Raw genomic sequence first — 17,717 nt, 5'->3', positions numbered from 1 at the left:
CCATGGAAAGCAAACGACTTGATGCCGCCGCGCTGGCGGCGGGGATCAGCCCTCATTACATCAATGCTCACGGTAAACCGCAGTCTATTGGCGGTGAAACCAAACAGCGTTTGCTGGACGCCATGCATCGCCCGACCGCCCCGAAAAAGGGGGCGGTTCCGCCTGTTCCGCCGGTGAAGGTCTTTACCCACGGTAAAAAAATGCCGCTGCCCGTTGAAGGGAGCGGCGAATATCACTGGCGGCTCATCACCGAAGAGGGCCGGGAGTACACCGGCCAGGCCACGGGCGGTAAAGCGCTCAATCTGCCCGTGAAGTTGCCGGAAGGTTATCACCAGCTTGAGATCGGTAACGCCAGACAGCAATGGCCGTGCCGGGTGATCGTCGCGCCGAAACGCTGCTACGAACCGCTCGCGCTGCACGAAGGGAAAAAACTGTGGGGCGCCTGCGTGCAGCTCTACACCCTGCGTTCGGAAAAAAACTGGGGGATCGGTGATTTTGGCGATCTGAAAGCCATGCTGGTGGACGTGGCAAAACGGGGCGGCTCGTTTATCGGCCTGAACCCGATCCATGCGCTTTATCCGGCTAACCCGGAGAGCGCCAGTCCGTACAGCCCCTCATCCCGCCGTTGGCTGAATATCGTCTATATCGACGTGAACGCCGTGGAGGATTTCCAGCGCAGCAACGCGGCGCAGAAGTGGTGGAAACTGGCCTCGACGCAGGACGCCCTGCATGCCGCACGCGACGCCGACTACGTGGATTACGCGACCGTTACCGCGCTGAAGATTGCCGCGCTGCGTCTGGCGTGGAAAGACTTTTCTGCGCGTAAAGACAGCGATGCGCAGAAAGTGGCATTCACCGACTTTGTGGCGCAGGAAGGCGAGAGCCTGTACTGGCAGGCGGCGTTTGACGCGCTGCATGCGCAGCAGGTGAAAGAAGATGAAATGCGCTGGGGCTGGCCGGTCTGGCCGGAAGGCTTTCAGCGTACCGACAGCCCGCAAGTGAAGCAGTTTTGCGAAGACTTCGCCGACGAGGTGCAGTTCTTCCTGTGGCTACAGTGGCTGGCCTGCGAGCAGTTTGCGCAGTGCTGGGAAACCAGCCAGGGCTTCGCTATGCCGATCGGCCTGTATCGTGATCTGGCGGTGGGGGTGGCCGAAGGCGGTGCGGAAACCTGGTGCGATCGTGAACTCTACTGCCTGAAAGCGTCTGTTGGCGCGCCGCCGGATATTCTTGGCCCGCTCGGTCAGAACTGGGGCCTGCCGCCGATGGATCCCCACGTCATGACGGCGCGCGGCTATGAGCCGTTCATCCAGCTCTTACGGGCGAACATGAAAAGCTGTGGCGCGCTGCGTATCGATCATGTGATGTCGATGCTGCGTCTGTGGTGGATCCCTTACGGCGAAACTGCCGATCAGGGCGCGTACGTGCAGTATCCGGTGGATGATTTGCTGTCGATCCTTGCCCTTGAAAGCCAGCGTCACCAGTGCATGGTGATTGGTGAAGATCTGGGCACAGTACCGGTGGAGATTGTCAGCAAGCTGCGCGACAGCGGCATCTACTCCTACAAGGTGCTCTATTTCGAGAACAGCGAGAACGTCTTCCTGCCGCCGCAAAAATGGCCGCAACAGTCGATGGCGGTGGCAACGACCCACGACTTGCCGACGCTGCGTGGTTACTGGGAAGCCGGTGATTTAACGCTGGGCAAAACCCTGGGACTGTATCCGGACGAAGAGGTGCTGCGCGGTCTGTATCAGGATCGTGAGCGGGCGAAACAGGGGCTGCTGGAGGCGCTGCACAAGCAGGGCTGTCTGCCAAAACGTACCGGGCACAAGGCCTCACGTATGGCGATGACCAGCACGCTGAACCGCGGGATGCAGCGTTATATCGCGGATTCCAACAGCGCTCTGCTCGGTTTACAGCCGGAAGACTGGCTGGGAATGGCCGCGCCGGTGAACATTCCGGGCACCAGCTACCAGTACAAAAACTGGCGGCGCAAGCTGGATACCACCCTTGAGAAGATGTTTGCCGATGACGGCGTGAACAGGCTGATTAAGGATCTGGACAGAAGGCGTAAAACGGCAGGGAAGAAGTCGTAACAGGTTGCCCCTCTCCGGCTGGAGAGGGGCAAAGAATTAATGTTAAATCACCGCAGCCAGCAGCAGACAGCCTACCAGACCACATACCGAAATAATGGTTTCCAGCGCCGACCATGACTTCATGGTTTCACCGATAGTCAGGTTGAAGTACTCCTTGAACAGCCAGAAGCCCGGATCGTTTACGTGGGAGAAAATCACGCTACCGGAACCCACCGCGATAACCATCAGTTCAGGGCTGACGCCAGTGGTGGCGATCAGCGGTGCAGCAATGCCGCCAGCCGTAATCGCAGCGACCGTGGCCGAACCCAGCGCAATACGCAGTACCGCGGCAATCGACCAGGCCATAAAGATTGGCGACAAGTTGGTGGAGTGCATCATGGCGGCGATGTATTTATCCACGCCGCTGTCGACCAGCACCTGTTTGAATGCGCCGCCACCGCCGATGATCAGCAGCATCATGGCGATGATTTTGATGGAAGAGGTGATGGTGTCGGTCACATCATCCATTGAACGACCGCGGTTCAGGCCAAAGGTGAAGATGGCGATCAGCACGGCAATCAACGTTGCCATTACCGGGTCGCCGAAGAACTCAGCGTACGCCAGCAGCGGATGCCCTTTCGGCAGCACCATTTCTGCAATCGCACGGCCCGCCATCAGGATCACCGGTACCAGCGAGGTCCAGACGCTGACGCCAAAGCTCGGCATTTCTGCTTCGCTGAAGGTTTTGGCGTTATACAGACCTTCCGGGATCGGCTTATCAATCTTTTTCAGGAAGCGCGCATACACCGGACCTGCCAGAATGACGGTCGGGATCGCCAGCAGCGTACCGTAGAGCAGCGTTTTACCCATATCGGCATGGAAGATAGTGGCGATAGCGGTCGGGCCTGGGTGCGGCGGCAGGAAGCCGTGGGTCACGGAGAGCGCCGCCGCCATCGGAACGCCCACATACAGCAGCGGCACACGCGCTTTCGCGGCAATGGTGAACACCAGCGGCAGCAGCAGCACGAAGCCCACTTCATAAAACAGCGCAAAACCGACGGTAAAACCGGTCAGCACAACCGCCCACTGAATGTATTTCTGACCAAACTTATCAATAAGCGTGGTGGCAATGCGCTGCGCCCCACCGCAGTCTGCCAGCAGTTTGCCGAGCATAGCGCCGAAGCCCATGATCAGCGCAAGGCTGCCGAGCGTACCGCCGACACCCGCTTTAATAGAGGCGATCACCTTGTCCACTGGCATGCCCTGCATCAGTCCGACAGCGAGGGCCACCAGGATCAAGGCAATAAATCCGTTTAATTTAAAACGGATCATTAACAACAGTAACAAGACAACACCGATAGCAACGATGACTAATGGCATGATTTACCTGGCCTTTAATTTGTTATGGGTAACGTTGGCCCTGTGACGGGCGGTAACGGTTATCCCGAAGAGGAACAGAGAACGCATCGCACTGTCCTGGCCTGCATTTAGATTTGAACAACAGTTTAGCTGGCCGTTTTGCATTGATGCAGTACTGCTGCAAATGATACGGGTAACATATAAGGAATGAGAATGGCCCGCGCCGGGTAAATGTGAGAATTGCGAGGTGGGTCAAATTCTGAAGAATAGAATGTTAAATTTTTGTCTAGGTGTTGCCGGGTGGCGCTGCGCTTACCCGGCCTACGAAATGCCGCACGTATGTATTATGCAATACCACGTAAGCCCGGTAAGCGTGCAGGGAAGGTATCAATACGTAGGGCAAGTAAGCGAAGCATTATGGTGCCGAGAAAGTATCAATATGTAGGCCCGGTAAGCGAAGCACTACGGTGCAGGGAAGGTATCGATATGTAGGCCCGGTAAGCGAAGCGCCACCGGGCGGGGAAGGGCATCAGTAGTAAGAGTGTTCGCCGCGCTGGTGTTCGGTCAAATCGCGCACGCCTTTCAGTTCCGGGAATTCGTTCAGCAGCTGCTTCTCGATCCCTTCTTTCAGGGTCACATCGACCATTGAACAGCCGTTACAACCGCCGCCGAACTGCAAAATGGCGTAGCCTTCTTCCGTGATTTCCATCAGCGTAACGCGGCCACCGTGACCGGCCAGCTGCGGGTTAACCTGCGACTGGATCATATAATCGACGCGCTCCATCAGCGGCGCATCCTCAGACACTTTACGCATTTTGGCGTTCGGTGCTTTCAGCGTCAGCTGCGAACCCAGCTGATCGGTAACAAAATCGATCTCCGCATCGTCCAGATACGGCGCGCTCAACTCATCGACATACGCCGTCAGCAGATCAAATTTCAGGGCGGTGTCAGAAGCTTCCACTGCGTCCGGCGGGCAGTAAGAGACGCCACATTCAGCGTTTGGGGTACCCGGATTAATCACAAATACGCGGATTTGTGTTCCTTCTTCCTGATTTGCCAGCAGTTTGGCAAAGTGCGCTTGTGCAGCGTCGGAAATATGGATCATAGCAATGGCCTAATAGTTGACTATTTTACCTGGTTATAATACGCCCATCATCGAGGCTCTACAAGGTTCGACACAGGCACCATACCTGAACAGTCGCCGCGCCGCTGCGTAAAAGCAGCTGAGTAATTTCTGCGACGGTGCTGCCGGTAGTGACGACATCATCCACGATAGCGATATGGAGACCGCGTACCGGTAATTCAAGGCGAAAGGCATGGCGCAGGTTATGTTTACGCCGCCTGGCGCTGAGCTGATGCTGGGCGGGGGTGGCGCGCACACGCGTAATTGCCGTGCTCTCCCAGGCGCAGGACAGCCAGCGCGCGAGCGGGCGGCAGAGCGTATCATCCTGGTTAAATCCCCTGCGCCACTGGCGGCGAGAGTGGAGCGGCACGCTGATTAACCGATCGGGCCACGGTAATCCCCGCTCGCGGTGGGCCTTCAGAACCGCCAACAGCAGCAGGCGTGCCAGCGCCTGACCGACTTCCGGCTGGCGGGAGAATTTCAGCCGCTGGACAAGCGAACTGAGCGGCGGCGCATAGGCATTCACCATCACCAGTTGCTGCCATGGCGGCGGTTTTTGCAGGCAGCGACCACACGGCAGCATGGCAAAGGCCGCCGGTAAACCACATTGCGGGCAGACGGTCTGCGTGATGAACAGCGCACGACAGCACACCGAACAGATACCCCACGCGGCGAGCGCCAGCGGCATTCGGCATAGCCAGCATAAGCCAGGCACTGATAGCATAGCTCCCCTCCCTGTTGACTGAAGAGAAGCCTAACTGATGAATGACCTGTGGTGGGAAACCAAAGGAGAAGGAAAGTGTCATCTTGTGCTGCTGCACGGATGGGGACTGAATGCGCAGGTATGGGATTGCATTATTGCGGAACTCGCGCCGCATTTTACGCTGCATCTGGTGGATCTGCCGGGTTATGGTCGTAGCAACGGCTTTGGGGCGCTGACCCTTGCGCAGATGACGGATGCGGTGCTGGCCCGCGCGCCGGAGAGCGCCATCTGGCTGGGCTGGAGCCTGGGCGGGCTGGTAGCAAGCCAGGCGGCGCTCAGCGCTCCGCAGCGCGTGCAGGCGCTGGTCACCGTCGCGTCTTCCCCCTGTTTTTGCGCCGGGGATGACTGGCCGGGCATTAAGCCAGACGTACTGTCTGGTTTTCAGCGCCAACTGAGCGAGGATTTTCAGCGCACCGTAGAACGTTTTCTGGCGCTACAAACGCTGGGTACGGAAACGGCCCGAGCGGATGCCCGCAAACTGAAAAGCGCCGTGCTGGCGCTGCCGATGCCGGGCGAAGCCGTCCTTAATGGCGGTCTGGAGATCCTCAAAACCGCCGATTTGCGTCTGCCGCTGGCGTCGCTGCCGCTGCCGTTCCTGCGGCTTTATGGTCGCCTTGATGGCCTGGTGCCGCGTAAAATCGCCGCATTGCTCGACGAGGCGTGGCCTGCCAGCCGCTCGGTTATCTTCCCGAAAGCTGCCCATGCGCCTTTTATTTCTCATCCGCAGGATTTTTGCCAGGCGCTGCTCGACTTTACAGCATCGCTGGCCTGACACGCCGCGGGCGGGTGGCGAAATAATCAACTGACGTTAATACTTAAGGTTGTCACTGCGGCTTTGTGGGTGAAAAGCGTAATGACCTTAGAACCACCACCTTAAAGGAGTTAAGCCTATGAAACTTGCTACTGGTATTGTCGCGTCTCTGGTTATTGGTTCGCTGTCATTTGGCGTGTTTGCAGCAGAAGAGTTGCAGAAAGATAAAGTCAAAGAGATGAATCTGACCAAAATTGGCACGGTGACGGCGTCCGAAAGCACTGCGCCTATGGACGCACGCGAAGAAATCACTAAAAAGGCCGATGAGCTGGGCGGGAAGTATTTCGTGGTGACCAGCGCCGATAAAACCGGCAAAGACATTCACGCTACCGCAGACGTCTATAAATAACAGCAGCAGGCGGATCGTCGATCCGCCTGTCTGTCAGCACAACATCCACCACTCCCGCAGACAGGCTTTCCCGTCAGGACACTCCCGGCATTGCCCACTCAGACAGCCGCCTGGATCTTCCTGCACGCGCCGGGCTTTTCCCAGCGCTTCCATCCGTCCCAGCATCGCTTCCATCATCGCCAGCGGCGTCTGCAGCGCGTTGCTCAGGGTGCAGGCCTCCATTTTGCCATGCAGGGCCAGCATATCGCGGATCTCAAACAGTGAAGCCATGGCGCGTCTCCTTAGTGACAGTCACTGCCGGTACTGGCTTCGCAGCAGCGGGCAAGCTGTTTGCGGGTCGCCAGCAGGTCGACGTTCACCCGGCTTCTGGCGCGGCGCAGGCCGCCAATCACCAGCACGTTAAACAGGATCACCGCGAGGATACAGACCAGGCTGTAGCGCGGGTGCTGGCTAAAGGTAGCCGTCTGATAAAATACGGTTGCAAGGGAATAAGCAATGTTCAGCCCCCAGAGGATCGAGAAGCCCATCCAGCCGCGGCTCGCTTCACGGGCAATGGCGCCCATCACCGAAATGCAGGGGATATAGAGCAGCACGAAGATCAGGTAGCTGTAGGCCGCCGCCGGGCTGCCAAATTTCTCGCTCATCACCCCCATTGATCCCGTAGCCATTTCGCCGTCGCCTTTACTGGCTTCAATGGGGTTCGCCAGCGTGCTCAGACTTAAGGTGTCCACCAGGCTTTGCCAGGTTTCTTCTGCGGCACCCAACAGTTCTTCCGACACACTAAACTGCGTGGCATCGAAGGGCGCTTCCTGAATATTTTCCGCGGTATAGAGCGAGTTGAGCGTGCCGACCACCACTTCTTTGGCCATCGCGCCAGTAAACAGGCCGACGGTGGCCTGCCAGTGATCATTCTCCACGCCGATGGGTTTTAGCAATGGTGTGAACACCCGGCTGACCGACGCCAGCGCCGAATCGTTGATGCTGGTGGCCGCCTGGCCGCCCAGCGTAAAGCTGTTCAGGGCGCTGAGGAAAATACTGACCACCACAATCACTTTACCGGCGCGCAGCACAAATCCTTTCAGACGCTGCCAGGTTTGCAGCAGCAGGCTTTTCAGGTGCGGGACGTGATACACCGGCAGTTCCATCACAAAGGGCGAGGCTTCGCCGCGCATGATGGTGTGCTTCAGCATCAGGCCCGTGAGGATCGCCATGACAATCCCCAGCACATAGAGCGAGAACACCGCCAGCGCACCCTGTTGACCGAAGAAGGCCGACGCAAACACCGCGAAGATCGCCAGCCGCGCACCGCAGGACATAAAAGGCGCCATCATGATAGTCATCAGACGCTCACGCGGGGCATCCAGCGTGCGGGCGCCCATGACTGACGGCACGTTGCAGCCGAAGCCAACAATCAGCGGCACAAAAGATTTGCCCGGCAGGCCCAGCGACTGCATCAGGCGATCCATGACAAAGGCCGCGCGCGCCATATAGCCGGAGTCTTCAAGGAAGGAGAGAAACAGGAACATCATGCCGATTTGCGGTACCAGCGGCAGCACCGTGTTGATACCCCCGCCCAGCCCCTGAGCGAGGAAAATGGTCAGCCAGTCGGGGAAATGCAGCGTATAACCAATCCACTGAATGCCGTGGACGAAAATGGCGACGGAACCGGCGTCAAATATGGGTGACAGCGCGCCGCCAATGTTAATGGCGAGTACAAACATGACGTACATCACCAGCAGGAAGATCGGCAGGCCAAGCACACGGTTGAGGATGATCTTATCCATCGCGGCGGTAAAGCGCCCCGGCTCCGCCGTTAGGGTGTTGCTCACCGCGTCACACATGGCGGCGATAGTTTGATAGCGGGCATCAGCGATGTGCAGGCCGGGATCGTCCATTTCGTTTTTAAGACGGGCCAGCGTGTCCGGCAGATGCTGCGCCGCATCGCCCGCATAGCCACGGCTGTAAATATCACCTTCCAGCATTTGCAGCGCCAGCCAGCGGCGTTGCTGTTCCGGCATCTGCATATCCATGGCGTCGGCCAGCGTGGCGGCTTCCCGCAGCAGGGGGCGGGCATAGTGCACCAGGCTGATGGCCTGATTCTGCTGGTGGCGGTCAATCGCAAGCTTGAGGGCTTCGATGCCGCGCCCGCGCGTTGACACCAGCGGCACGACCGGGCAGCCCAGGCGGGCGGATAATGCGTCAATGTCGATGCGGATCTTCTGCTTCTCGGCAATGTCGAGCATGTTAAGCGCCACGATGCAGGGAATACCCAGCTCCAGCAACTGTAACGTCAGGTAGAGATTACGCTCCAGATTAGAGGCATCCACCACGTTGATCAGCATGTCTGCATCGCCGCTCAGAATGTAGTGGCAGGCGATCTGTTCATCGAGGGAGGTTTGCGACGAAATGGTCGTCAGAGAATAGGTGCCGGGGAGATCCACCAGCGTCACCGCATGATCGGTGGTGGAGAATAGACCTTCTTTGCGCTCCACCGTGACGCCAGCCCAGTTACCGACACGCTGACGTGCGCCGGTTAACTGATTGAATAAGGTTGTTTTGCCGGAATTAGGATTACCAATTAAACCGAGTGTTAATTTTTTCATAGTGTTGCTGCGCTCTGTGAGTCAGTCGCTTATTAACGGGATACGGCTTCTACTTCTAATAGCGCCAGATCTTTTTTTCGTAATACCAGGCTGACACGACGGGTTTCAATATGCACCGGATCGCCGAAGGGCGCGACGCGCACCACGTTAAATGACGAGCCGGGCAGCATGCCAAGCGAAAGCAGTTTCTGACGATAAGCCGGGCTGATTTCAGGCGCGAACCCGGTAATTTTCCACGCGCTGTCAGGTGAGAATGCCATAGGACCTACTTTGTTTTGTAAATCAGGGGAGCGTGCCGGGCGACGTAATCATTCAGGAGACGGGAAGGATTAGCCCGGTGACGGTGACAAAATAATCAACTGATAGAATGGTAATGAGAATGGTTTTTATCATCAACGGATAAAATGTGTGTGGATGTTATATTGGCAATGAATATGCGGGACTTTTGATATAGCTCAAAAATAAGCGAGGAAATGATTTTAAGGAAATGAATATGGAATTAACGCATTGTGTTAATAATGTGAAAAATAGTGATCTGTTAAGTTTTATTAATTATTTAACGTAAATGCCCTCTCCCGCAGGAGAGGGCGAAAAAAGATTAACGTTTTTTACCCATTGCCGCTGCCAGTGCATCCATCATCGCGCTGTTGCCGGAAGACTGAGCTTCACGACCACGTGGTTTTGCCGCGCCGCGTGCTGCCGGGCGGCTGGCCTGCTCGCGCTGTGGACCGTTGCCGCGACGGGAACTGGTTTCGCCTGGCTGTTCGTCAAGACGCATGGTCAGAGCGATACGCTTACGCGGCAGATCGACTTCCATGACCTTCACTTTCACAATATCGCCGGCTTTCACCACGCTGTGCGGATCGTCGACAAACTTACTGGACAGCGAGGAGATATGTACCAGTCCGTCCTGATGTACGCCGATGTCCACAAACGCGCCGAAGTTGGTGACGTTGGTCACCGCGCCTTCGAGGATCATCCCCGGCAGCAGATCGTTCATGGTTTCCACGCCTTCGGCGAAGGTGGCGGTTTTAAATTCCGGGCGCGGATCGCGGCCTGGTTTTTCCAGCTCTTTGATGATGTCGCTCACCGTCGGCACGCCGAAACGCTCATCGGTGAAGTCTGAGGCTTTCAGCTGGCGCAGTTCGTTGCCATTACCCATCAGATCGCGCAGCGATTGCTCGGTGGCGGCCAGAATACGCTCCACCACCGGGTAGGCTTCCGGGTGCACTGTTGAGGCATCCAGCGGGTTATCGCCGTGGTTAATACGCAGGAAGCCCGCGCACTGCTCGAATGCTTTCGGTCCCAGACGACTCACCTTCAGCAACTGCTGGCGGTTCTGGAACTGACCGTTTTCATCGCGCCAGGCCACAATGTTTTGCGCCATCATGCGGGTTAAGCCCGCCACGCGGGTTAACAGCGGCACCGACGCGGTATTCAGATCAACGCCCACGGCGTTTACGCAGTCCTCGACCACCGCATCAAGCTTACGCGCCAGCTGTGACTGGCTGACATCGTGCTGATACTGACCCACCCCGATGGATTTCGGATCGATCTTCACCAGCTCCGCCAGCGGATCCTGCAAACGACGGGCGATGGACACCGCGCCACGGATAGAGACATCCAGATCCGGGAACTCCAGCGCCGCCAGTTCAGAGGCAGAATAGACGGATGCGCCCGCTTCGCTGACGATCACTTTTTGCGCCGTCACTTTCGGGAACTGCTTTTGCACATCGAGGAAGAAACGCTCGGTTTCACGTGACGCAGTACCGTTGCCGATGGCCACCAGTTCAACGTTATGTTTTTCGCACAGCGCGGCGACTACAACGGCGGCTTTGGCAGCCTGACCGGTATGCGGATAGATGGTGTCGGTTGCGACCAGCTTGCCGGTGCCGTCAACCACCGCCACTTTTACGCCGGTGCGCAGGCCCGGATCGAGGCCCATGGTCGCGCGCAGGCCCGCAGGGGCCGCCATCAGCAGATCGTGCAGGTTACGGGCGAACACGTTAATGGCTTCGTCTTCGGCGCGCTCGCGCACGGTGCCCATTAATTCCGTTTCGAGGTGCATCAGCACTTTGATGCGCCACGTCCAGCTCACCACGCCACGACGCCAGCTGTCGGCAGGGGCGTTGTTCAGGCGCAGACCGAGATGGTCGATAATAATCTGTTCGCAGTGGCTCTCTTTGGGCGGCTCATCAAACTGCGGATCGGCGTTCAACGCCAGTTGCAGAATGCCTTCGTTGCGGCCACGGAACATCGCCAGCGCGCGGTGCGACGGCACGCTGCTAATAGGTTCGTGATGATCGAAATAGTCGCGGAATTTCGCGCCTTCTTCCTCTTTGCCGCTAATCACCGTCGCCACCAGATGCGCGTTTTTCCACAGATAGTCACGCACTTTCGCCAGCAACGCCGCGTCTTCCGCAAAGCGCTCCATCAGAATATAACGCGCGCCGTCGAGCGCGGCTTTGGTGTCAGCCACGCCTTTATCCGCATCAACAAACTTCGCGGCTTCGGTTTCCGGGTGATGGGACGGATCGTTCCACAGTAAATCGGCGAGCGGTTCAAGGCCCGCTTCAATGGCGATTTGCCCGCGCGTGCGGCGCTTCGGCTTATAGGGCAGGTAAAGGTCTTCGAGTTCGGTTTTGCTCAGCGTACTGTTGATGGCGCCAGCCAGTTCGTCGGTCAGCTTGCCCTGTTCGCCGATGGATTTGAGGATCGCCTGGCGTCGGTCTTCCAGTTCGCGCAGGTAGCCAAGACGGGTTTCGAGCTGACGTAATTGCGTGTCGTCCAGACCGCCGGTGACCTCTTTACGATAACGTGCAATGAACGGCACGGTGTTCCCTTCATCAAGCAGGCGAACGGCAGATTCTACCTGTTCGGTTCTGGCCTGAAGTTCACCCGCAATAATGCGGCAGAGCGAATTATTCATCATTTCAATATCATCTTCTGAGCAAAATCAGCCGATAGTTATACGGATTGAGGCAGCAAAATGCCAGCCGTAACGGGCGGCTTCTGGATTATTCCGGCGGGCTATTTTACATAGGTGATGTCGTTCACATACCAGGTGGCTTCCCCGCCTGGCGTCTGCACCACGGCGACGTCACCGACCTCTTTTTTCAGCAGCGCGCGCGCCATCGGCGAGTCGATAGAGATGTAATCCTTTTGACCAAAAATTTCATCGTAACCGACAATACGAAAACGGCGGGTATCGCCCTCGTCATTCTCTATTTCCACCCAGGCCCCGAAAAAGACTTTGCCTTCCTGCTGGGGGGAGTAATCTACGATGCGCAGGTTTTCCAGACATTTGGTGAGGTAGCGCACCCGGCGGTCGATCTCACGCAGCCGTTTTTTATTATACTGATAGTCAGCGTTTTCACTGCGGTCGCCCAGACTTGCCGCCCAGGTCACTTTTTTGGTGACTTCCGGGCGCTCCTGACGCCAGAGATAATCCATTTCCTGCTTGAGTTTGTCGTAACCCTCACGGGTAATCAGGGGCGTTTTCATTTTCCATGCCTTATTCTGTGAGCAAATGTACAGATAACTTGCTGTTAAATATGCTTTGTAACAATTTCGACTAGAATTCATACCAGAATTAACTGGTGGTAGGCGCACACTTTTTTAGAATACGCTTTCTAGATTGTCCGAACCTTTGGGAGTACAAACAATGCAAGAGAATTATAAGATTCTGGTCGTCGATGACGATATGCGCCTGCGTGCGCTGCTTGAACGTTATCTCACCGAGCAAGGCTTCCAGGTTCGCAGCGTCGCCAACGCAGAACAGATGGATCGCCTGTTAACCCGTGAATCCTTCCACCTGATGGTGCTCGACTTAATGTTACCTGGTGAAGATGGTTTGTCCATCTGCCGCCGTCTGCGTAGCCAGAGCAACCCGATGCCGATCATTATGGTGACGGCGAAAGGTGAAGAGGTTGACCGTATCGTGGGCCTCGAAATTGGCGCTGACGACTATATTCCAAAACCCTTCAACCCGCGTGAGCTGCTGGCCCGTATCCGCGCCGTGCTGCGTCGTCAGGCGAACGAACTGCCGGGCGCGCCGTCTCAGGAAGAAGCGGTGATCGCCTTTGGTAAGTTCAAGCTTAACCTCGGCACCCGCGAAATGTTCCGTGAAGATGAGCCGATGCCGCTGACCAGCGGTGAATTCGCCGTGCTCAAAGCGCTGGTCAGCCATCCGCGCGAGCCGCTGTCCCGCGATAAGCTGATGAACCTGGCGCGTGGCCGTGAATACTCCGCGATGGAGCGTTCTATCGACGTACAGATCTCCCGCCTGCGCCGCATGGTGGAAGAGGATCCGGCGCATCCGCGCTATATTCAGACCGTCTGGGGTCTGGGCTACGTCTTTGTGCCGGACGGTTCTAAAGCATGAGGCGAATGCGCTTCTCGCCGCGAAGCTCGTTTGCCCGCACGCTGTTACTGATTGTCACCTTGCTGTTCGTCAGCCTGGTGACGACCTATCTGGTGGTGCTGAACTTCGCGATCCTGCCAAGCCTCCAGCAGTTTAATAAGGTCCTCGCCTACGAAGTTCGTATGCTGATGACCGATAAACTGCAACTGGAGGACGGCACACAGCTGGTGGTTCCCCCTGCGTTTCGCCGGGAGATTTACCGCGAGCTGGGGATTTCGCTCTACTCCAACGAGGCTGCCGAAGACGCGGGCCTGCGTTGGGCGCAACATTACGAATTCTTAAGCCATCAGATGGCGCAGCAGCTGGGCGGCCCGACGGAAGTGCGCGTCGAGGTCAACAAAAGCTCGCCGGTCGTGTGGCTCAAAACCTGGCTGTCGCCCAATATCTGGGTGCGCGTGCCGCTCACTGAAATTCATCAGGGCGATTTCTCCCCGCTGTTCCGCTATACGCTGGCCATTATGCTGATGGCGATCGGCGGCGCGTGGCTGTTTATCCGCATCCAGAACCGGCCACTGGTGGATCTGGAGCACGCGGCGCTTAAGGTGGGTAAAGGCCAAATCCCGCAGCCGCTGCGCGAGTATGGTGCGTCTGAGGTGCGCTCGGTCACCCGGGCGTTTAACCAGATGGCGGCGGGCGTGAAACAACTGGCCGATGACCGTACGCTGTTAATGGCAGGTGTCAGCCACGATCTGCGTACGCCGCTGACCCGTATCCGGCTGGCAACGGAAATGATGGCCGAAGAAGACGGCTATCTCGCGGAATCCATCAATAAAGACATCGAAGAGTGCAACGCCATTATCGAGCAGTTTATTGATTATCTGCGTACCGGTCAGGAAATGCCGATGGAGATCGCGGATCTCAATTCGGTGTTGGGTGAAGTGGTGGCGGCTGAAAGCGGTTATGAGCGTGAGATCGAAACGGCAATGCATCCAGGCGAGATCCTGGTGCGCATGCATCCGCTCTCTATCAAGCGCGCCGTCGCGAATATGGTGGTTAACGCCGCCCGCTATGGCAACGGCTGGATCAAAGTCAGCAGCGGCACGGAACCGCACCGCGCCTGGTTCCAGGTGGAGGACGATGGTCCGGGGATCAAACCAGAACAGCGCAAGCACCTGTTCCAGCCTTTCGTACGGGGCGACAGCGCGCGCAGCACCAGCGGCACCGGCTTAGGGCTGGCGATTGTGCAGCGTATTGTCGATAACCATAACGGTCTGCTGGAGCTGGGAACAAGCGAGCGGGGTGGGTTATGCATCCGCGCCTGGTTGCCGATCCCGGTGGCGCGTGTGGCAAGTCAGGTGAAATAGAGTTAATTCACAGTGCCCGGTGGCGCAGTGAAACAGTAGGCCCGGCAAGCAACGCGCCGCCGGGCATAAAACAGATAAGATTTACAGCTTCGGTCCGGCACTCACCAGCGCTGCACCCGCCGGAGTATCGGTATACTTCTCGAAATTACTGATAAACAGCTTCGCCAGCGCTTCGGCTTTCTCCTGCCACTGTTCCGGTGACGCATAGGTATTGCGCGGATCGAGGATCGCGGTATCCACGCCCGGCAGCGTCGTCGGAATGGCCAGATCAAACATCGGCAGCGTAAAGGTTTCCGCCTGATCCAGTGAACCATTCAGAATGGCGTCGATAATGGCGCGCGTATCTTTGATCGAAATGCGTTTGCCGGTGCCGTTCCAGCCGGTATTCACCAGATAGGCCTGTGCGCCTGCTGCCTGCATGCGTTTCACCAGCACTTCGGCGTACTGCGTCGGATGCAGCGACAGGAACGCCGCGCCGAAGCAGGCGGAGAAGGTCGGCGTTGGTTCGGTCACGCCACGCTCGGTGCCCGCCAGCTTGGCGGTGAAGCCCGACAGGAAATGGTACTGCGTCTGGTTTGCCGACAGACGCGACACTGGCGGCAGCACGCCGAAAGCATCGGCGGTCAGGAAGATCACCTTAGTGGCATGGCCCGCTTTTGACACCGGCTTGACGATATTATCAATGTGATAGATCGGGTAAGAGACGCGGGTATTCTCGGTTTTTGAGCCATCGTCATAATCGACGGAGCCGTCTGCACGCACGGTGACGTTTTCCAGCAGCGCATCGCGGCGAATGGCGTGGAAAATATCCGGTTCCGCTTCTTCAGACAGTTTGATCGTCTTGGCGTAGCAGCCGCCTTCAAAGTTGAACACCCCGTCGTCGTCCCAGCCGTGCTCGTCATCGCCGATCAAGCGACGTTTCGGATCGGTGGAAAGGGTCGTTTTTCCGGTGCCGGACAGACCGAAGAACACCGCCACATCGCCTTTTTCACCGACGTTTGCCGAACAGTGCATCGAGGCGATCCCCTTCAGCGGCAGCAGGTAGTTCATGATCGAGAACATCCCTTTTTTCATTTCGCCGCCGTACCAGGTACCGCCGATCAGCTGAATGCGTTCGGTCAGGTTGAAAGCCACGAAGTTCTCGGAGTTCAGTCCCTGCTCTTTCCATTGCGGGTTGGTGCATTTCGCGCCGTTCATAACGATAAAGTCCGGCGTAAAGTCTGCCAGCTCTTCGTCCGTCGGGCGGATAAACATGTTTTTGACGAAATGGGCCTGCCAGGCGACTTCGGTAATAAAGCGCACCGACAGACGGGTGTCAGCGTTCGCGCCACAAAACGCATCGACAATAAACAGGCGCTTGCCGGAGAGCTGGCGGGTGACGAGACCTTTCAGATGCTGCCAGATTTCCGGGGAGAGCGGTTTGTTGTCGTTTTTGCCTTTGCCTTTGTCGGACCACCACACGGTATCGCGGGTGGTGTCATCGCGAACAATGTATTTATCCTTTGGTGAACGGCCGGTGAAAATACCGGTGTCGACGGCGATAGCACCAGAATTTGTCAGCACACCGCGCTCGTATCCTTCCAGACCTGGATTGAGCTCTTCCTGATACAGCGTGTCGTAATCAGGGTTGTGGACAATATTCTTAACGTCGTGGATACCATAAGCCTCGAGATCCTGCGGGGTTAAATCGTTAACGCGCATGTCACTACTCCTTAGCTAAATGTACTACCTGAGATTGTAGGGTTGTTATAGGGGTTTTAACCGCGACGGGGCTCATAGATTTACGCTTCAGGAAAATCTCACTATATAGGGTTACACCCGTCACCTGGCGAGACGAATTATGGATGTTTTGCTTTGACCCAGGGAGGAAACGTTACGCAATCGGGCTTTTTTAGAGGATTAGTCGGCGGCTTTGTGAGTGTAATCGCATTCATGAAAGGAAATTACGTAACTGTTTCATGAAGATTTTAAGAGGCGCGCCACCGGGCGGTGACGCGCACGTCAGGATTAGTGCACCTGCGGATCGGCTGGGGAGGCGTTATTGCGAATTTCCGCAATATCCATCGAATTGAACAGATAGTGATTACCGCAGTAATCACAATGCATGTCGATTTCGCCTTCTTCCGCCAGAATGCTGTCAATTTCTTCATCCGGCAGAGTGCGCAGCGCCCCGGCACAACGTTCGCGGGAGCAGGTACACTTAAACACCACGTCCTGCGGATCGTAAAGGGTCACTTCTTCTTCGTGATACAGACGCCACAGCACGTCGTTAGCCGGCAGCGTGGTCAGCTCTTCCAGCTTGATGGTGTCGGTCAGCGTCGCCAGATGCTCGAAATCATTGGCCTGAGTATCCTGCGCTGGCAGTACCTGTAGCAGCATACCGCCCGCAGCGGCTTTACCGTCGACGAGGCCGGTGCGAATGAACAGGCGCGTCGGTAGCTGCTCAGAACGCATGAAGTAATCTTCCAGGCATTCGGCCAGCGTATCGCCTTCCAGACCCACCACGCCCTGATAGCGCTCGCCTTCTTCTGGCGCAATAGTGATCACCAGATAACCGTTGCCAATGAGCGTTTTCAGATCGGCATCTTCCGGCACGTCGCCCTGCACGCGCGCAACGCCGCGCATTTCCTGCTTGTTGTTGCCATTGATAACGGCGAGGCTCATCGGGCCATCACCCTGCAACTGCACGGTAATATCACCCGCGAATTTCAGGGTGGCAGTCAGTAAACTTGTCGCGACCAGCAACTCTCCGAGGATCATTTTCACCGGCTGCGGGTAGTCATGATTTTCGAGGATATGTTGCAGGCTCCCGGATACCGATACCAGTTCGCCGCGAACGGCATAATTTTCAAACAGGTAGCGGTGCAATTGGTCGTGTTGGGCCATAGTCATCTCGTCTTAGGGTGAAGA

General features: G+C 56.9%; 15 protein-coding genes. 5 read left to right on the top strand and 10 right to left on the bottom strand.

Annotated features, from left to right (window positions below; all coding sequences use genetic code 11):
- Positions 1-2: 2 nt before the first annotated feature.
- Complete coding sequence (malQ, locus tag KW828_RS16680) at positions 3-2,093, top strand: 4-alpha-glucanotransferase (protein WP_218337447.1); 2,091 nt, start codon at positions 3-5, stop codon at positions 2,091-2,093.
- 42 nt (positions 2,094-2,135) lie between these two features.
- Here malQ and gntT read toward each other — a convergent pair whose 3' ends face one another.
- From gntT to gntX, 3 genes are all read right to left on the bottom strand, one after another.
- On the bottom strand, positions 2,136-3,452 hold the full coding sequence (gntT, locus tag KW828_RS16675; RefSeq protein ID WP_218337446.1) for a gluconate transporter: 1,317 nt from the start codon (positions 3,450-3,452) through the stop codon (positions 2,136-2,138).
- A gap of 508 nt (positions 3,453-3,960) precedes the next feature.
- On the bottom strand, positions 3,961-4,536 hold the full coding sequence (gene nfuA, locus KW828_RS16670) for a Fe-S biogenesis protein NfuA (protein WP_088220986.1): 576 nt from the start codon (positions 4,534-4,536) through the stop codon (positions 3,961-3,963).
- A 58-nt stretch (positions 4,537-4,594) separates the two neighbouring features.
- Positions 4,595-5,278: a DNA utilization protein GntX gene (gene gntX, locus KW828_RS16665; protein ID WP_218337445.1), complete on the bottom strand. Its 684-nt coding sequence runs from the start codon at positions 5,276-5,278 to the stop codon at positions 4,595-4,597.
- Between the two features lie 37 nt (positions 5,279-5,315).
- Between gntX and bioH the strand changes: the two genes are divergently transcribed.
- Complete coding sequence (bioH, locus tag KW828_RS16660; RefSeq protein ID WP_218337444.1) at positions 5,316-6,089, top strand: pimeloyl-ACP methyl ester esterase BioH; 774 nt, start codon at positions 5,316-5,318, stop codon at positions 6,087-6,089.
- Between the two features lie 118 nt (positions 6,090-6,207).
- Complete coding sequence (locus KW828_RS16655; RefSeq protein WP_218337443.1) at positions 6,208-6,477, top strand: YdgH/BhsA/McbA-like domain containing protein; 270 nt, start codon at positions 6,208-6,210, stop codon at positions 6,475-6,477.
- A gap of 33 nt (positions 6,478-6,510) precedes the next feature.
- On the opposite strand, the gene feoC is transcribed toward KW828_RS16655, so the two are convergent.
- From feoC to greB, 5 genes are all read right to left on the bottom strand, one after another.
- Positions 6,511-6,747, bottom strand: a complete 237-nt coding sequence (feoC, locus tag KW828_RS16650; RefSeq protein WP_218337442.1) for a [Fe-S]-dependent transcriptional repressor FeoC — start codon at positions 6,745-6,747, stop codon at positions 6,511-6,513.
- A gap of 11 nt (positions 6,748-6,758) precedes the next feature.
- Positions 6,759-9,080, bottom strand: a complete 2,322-nt coding sequence (gene feoB / locus KW828_RS16645; protein ID WP_218337441.1) for a Fe(2+) transporter permease subunit FeoB — start codon at positions 9,078-9,080, stop codon at positions 6,759-6,761.
- A gap of 32 nt (positions 9,081-9,112) precedes the next feature.
- Positions 9,113-9,340: a ferrous iron transporter A gene (gene feoA, locus KW828_RS16640; RefSeq protein ID WP_088220980.1), complete on the bottom strand. Its 228-nt coding sequence runs from the start codon at positions 9,338-9,340 to the stop codon at positions 9,113-9,115.
- Positions 9,341-9,678: 338 nt separating this feature from the next.
- Positions 9,679-12,012 carry a Tex family protein gene (locus KW828_RS16635; RefSeq protein ID WP_218337440.1) on the bottom strand — a complete coding sequence of 778 codons (2,334 nt, stop codon included), beginning with the start codon at positions 12,010-12,012 and terminating at the stop codon, positions 9,679-9,681.
- A 98-nt stretch (positions 12,013-12,110) separates the two neighbouring features.
- Complete coding sequence (gene greB, locus KW828_RS16630; protein ID WP_088220978.1) at positions 12,111-12,584, bottom strand: transcription elongation factor GreB; 474 nt, start codon at positions 12,582-12,584, stop codon at positions 12,111-12,113.
- A gap of 160 nt (positions 12,585-12,744) precedes the next feature.
- Between greB and ompR the strand changes: the two genes are divergently transcribed.
- Complete coding sequence (gene ompR / locus KW828_RS16625; RefSeq protein ID WP_001157751.1) at positions 12,745-13,464, top strand: two-component system response regulator OmpR; 720 nt, start codon at positions 12,745-12,747, stop codon at positions 13,462-13,464.
- Entirely contained in the window at positions 13,461-14,807 is a 1,347-nt protein-coding gene (gene envZ, locus KW828_RS16620) for a two-component system sensor histidine kinase EnvZ (RefSeq protein WP_218337439.1), read from the top strand. Before ompR ends, envZ begins: the two co-directional genes overlap by 4 nt.
- Before the next feature lie 81 nt (positions 14,808-14,888).
- Here envZ and pckA read toward each other — a convergent pair whose 3' ends face one another.
- Positions 14,889-16,508, bottom strand: a complete 1,620-nt coding sequence (pckA, locus tag KW828_RS16615; RefSeq protein ID WP_218337438.1) for a phosphoenolpyruvate carboxykinase (ATP) — start codon at positions 16,506-16,508, stop codon at positions 14,889-14,891.
- 306 nt (positions 16,509-16,814) lie between these two features.
- Positions 16,815-17,693, bottom strand: coding sequence for an Hsp33 family molecular chaperone HslO (gene hslO, locus KW828_RS16610; protein WP_218337437.1), 879 nt, complete (start codon positions 17,691-17,693; stop codon positions 16,815-16,817).
- Between the last annotated feature and the right edge of the window lie 24 nt (positions 17,694-17,717).

Origin of the sequence: Enterobacter sp. ENT03 (assembly GCF_019218745.1) — a bacterium.
Classification (GTDB): domain Bacteria; phylum Pseudomonadota; class Gammaproteobacteria; order Enterobacterales; family Enterobacteriaceae; genus Enterobacter_D.
The sequence above is the reverse complement of the archived record's forward strand: the minus strand, read 5'-3'. Positions and strand labels throughout refer to the sequence as shown.

What these genes read in the sequence shown, in the direction of transcription:
- malQ (WP_218337447.1), top strand. Translation starts at nt 3, where the DNA reads ATGGAAAGCAAACGACTTGATGCCGCCGCGCTGGCGGCGGGGATCAGC.
- gntT (WP_218337446.1), bottom strand. Translation starts at nt 3,452, where the DNA reads ATGCCATTAGTCATCGTTGCTATCGGTGTTGTCTTGTTACTGTTGTTA.
- nfuA (WP_088220986.1), bottom strand. Translation starts at nt 4,536, where the DNA reads ATGATCCATATTTCCGACGCTGCACAAGCGCACTTTGCCAAACTGCTG.
- gntX (WP_218337445.1), bottom strand. Translation starts at nt 5,278, where the DNA reads ATGCTATCAGTGCCTGGCTTATGCTGGCTATGCCGAATGCCGCTGGCG.
- bioH (WP_218337444.1), top strand. Translation starts at nt 5,316, where the DNA reads ATGAATGACCTGTGGTGGGAAACCAAAGGAGAAGGAAAGTGTCATCTT.
- KW828_RS16655 (WP_218337443.1), top strand. Translation starts at nt 6,208, where the DNA reads ATGAAACTTGCTACTGGTATTGTCGCGTCTCTGGTTATTGGTTCGCTG.
- feoC (WP_218337442.1), bottom strand. Translation starts at nt 6,747, where the DNA reads ATGGCTTCACTGTTTGAGATCCGCGATATGCTGGCCCTGCATGGCAAA.
- feoB (WP_218337441.1), bottom strand. Translation starts at nt 9,080, where the DNA reads ATGAAAAAATTAACACTCGGTTTAATTGGTAATCCTAATTCCGGCAAA.
- feoA (WP_088220980.1), bottom strand. Translation starts at nt 9,340, where the DNA reads ATGGCATTCTCACCTGACAGCGCGTGGAAAATTACCGGGTTCGCGCCT.
- KW828_RS16635 (WP_218337440.1), bottom strand. Translation starts at nt 12,012, where the DNA reads ATGATGAATAATTCGCTCTGCCGCATTATTGCGGGTGAACTTCAGGCC.
- greB (WP_088220978.1), bottom strand. Translation starts at nt 12,584, where the DNA reads ATGAAAACGCCCCTGATTACCCGTGAGGGTTACGACAAACTCAAGCAG.
- ompR (WP_001157751.1), top strand. Translation starts at nt 12,745, where the DNA reads ATGCAAGAGAATTATAAGATTCTGGTCGTCGATGACGATATGCGCCTG.
- envZ (WP_218337439.1), top strand. Translation starts at nt 13,461, where the DNA reads ATGAGGCGAATGCGCTTCTCGCCGCGAAGCTCGTTTGCCCGCACGCTG.
- pckA (WP_218337438.1), bottom strand. Translation starts at nt 16,508, where the DNA reads ATGCGCGTTAACGATTTAACCCCGCAGGATCTCGAGGCTTATGGTATC.
- hslO (WP_218337437.1), bottom strand. Translation starts at nt 17,693, where the DNA reads ATGGCCCAACACGACCAATTGCACCGCTACCTGTTTGAAAATTATGCC.